We start from the raw sequence: 1,988 nt of genomic DNA on the forward strand, positions 1-1,988 counted from the left end.
CTAAATAAAACAAAACCTTCCAATGAGGGCCTAACGGAAGGTTATTTGGTATGATCTTTTTTAGTATATCAGGGTTGTTTTAGTTATTTTATTGAAAAATGTTGACAAACTATTAGCTGGTTTAGTTTAAGTGCATTTCTTCACAATCTTATCTATATTTTAACATAAATATCCAGTTTTCTTTAAAGGTGTTGTTCAATTATATGGCCCTTTAGTGGAGTAATATACTGGAATTTTACAATATCGACAAGAACAAAAAAAGAAAAATCCAGTTTAAATTAATACAGGATTTAATCAAACTTTGTTTTAAAGATACATTCCGACATGTTCGAAGACTAACCTTTCTTGTCTATACTGCTCTTATAAAGAACGAATAAAGGAGCGGATTCAGATGAGAAAAGGACTAATCATGACAAATGACTACGGGTGGACAGTAGAAAAACTTCAAACATACCCGGGGAGGTCTCACGGACGGGGAGAAGAAACTCGGTTGAAACAAGATTTATTGTGAGAAATCAGCAGAGGTCATAATAGCATCATATGGGACGAAGGACTGAAGAGTAGGGAAAAGAAATAGTACTTTCACCAAGCCAAGACTGGAGGAAGAACCAAGAAGAAATCCCTCTTGAAGACTCAGAAAAAGTAACTTATATTCTACCAATCCGTTTACAGAAACGCTTTGGGTTGTCCAGTTAAAAATTTTCTCCCAGCAAAAACAACGTTTCAAAAAAATATACAAAATTGAGACCTGAGACAAAACCTATACATTTTGTTTTTACTAATATGTATAGGAGGTTTCAGGAGCATTGGAAAGCAAATAAGCTGAGGTTGGTGAAATGTCTAAAATATACCGAAGATAAATTACTAATCCAATTATTAAAGTTGTCCTCTACTTTTATAATCTTTATTAAATCCATTCCAATGTCTACCTTTATGATTATCGGTTATACGATTTTGATTTTTTACGCTGGTTATTAAGTAGGGAGGAAAAGAGGTTAGAGAAGGTTTTTTTGATGCTTGAGTATAGATGCAGCTATAAAAGTAGCTGGTATATAAAGAGATAGCGATATTTGTTGTTTCCCAATCTTCTTGAAAAAGTTAAAATATAATGATGATGTAAACTTTCTCTAAAAATATAGTATTTAACCGAATTATTTTAGACGTTAAAATAGATCATTTTAAAAGGAGATATATAATTTTGAACACAAAATACCTAGATTTACTGGCACAAAAATATGATAGTGAAGAAAAAGTAGTCACTGAGATTATTAATCTTGAAGCGATTCTTAATCTGCCAAAGGGGACAGAGCATTTTGTCAGTGATTTACACGGGGAGTATCAAGCCTTTCAGCACGTACTGAGAAATGGCTCGGGGAAGGTAAAAGAGAAAATCAAAGACCTTTTTGTAGAGGTTTTATCTGAACAAGAAATAAATGAATTCGCGGCATTAGTTTATTATCCGGAAGAAAAAATACAGTTAATTAAAAATAACTTTGACAATGCAACAGATTTATACCTATGGTACACAGAAATCATTGAGCGTATGATGAAGCTCATTTCTTATGCCTCTTCCAAATATACCCGCTCGAAATTACGGAAAGCATTGCCTAGTCAGTTTGTTTATATAATAGAAGAGTTACTATACAAAACGGACGATTTTAAAAATAGGGAACCTTATTATTCAAAAATTGTCCAGCAAGTTATTTCCCTCGGTCAGGCAGATAAGCTCATTATAGGTCTTGCTTATACGACTCAGAGATTGGTTGTTGACCATCTTCATGTCGTAGGGGATATTTATGATCGCGGACCTGAGCCTGATAAAATTATGGAAGCTCTCATCAGCTATCATTCCGTTGATATTCAGTGGGGAAATCATGATGTTCTTTGGATAGGTGCCTTTGCCGGGTCAAAGGTTTGTCTCGCCAATATTATTCGAATCTGTGCGAGATACAATAATTTGGATATTATTGAAGATGTGTATGGAATCA

1 protein-coding gene is annotated in these 1,988 nt (G+C 33.8%); it reads left to right on the forward strand.

Annotated features, from left to right (window positions below):
* Positions 1-1,198: 1,198 nt before the first annotated feature.
* On the forward strand, positions 1,199-1,988 hold a 790-nt coding region (locus tag K9V48_RS27830; protein ID WP_224142292.1), incomplete at its 3' end, for a fructose-bisphosphatase class III.

It is taken from the genome of Metabacillus rhizolycopersici, from assembly GCF_020075705.1.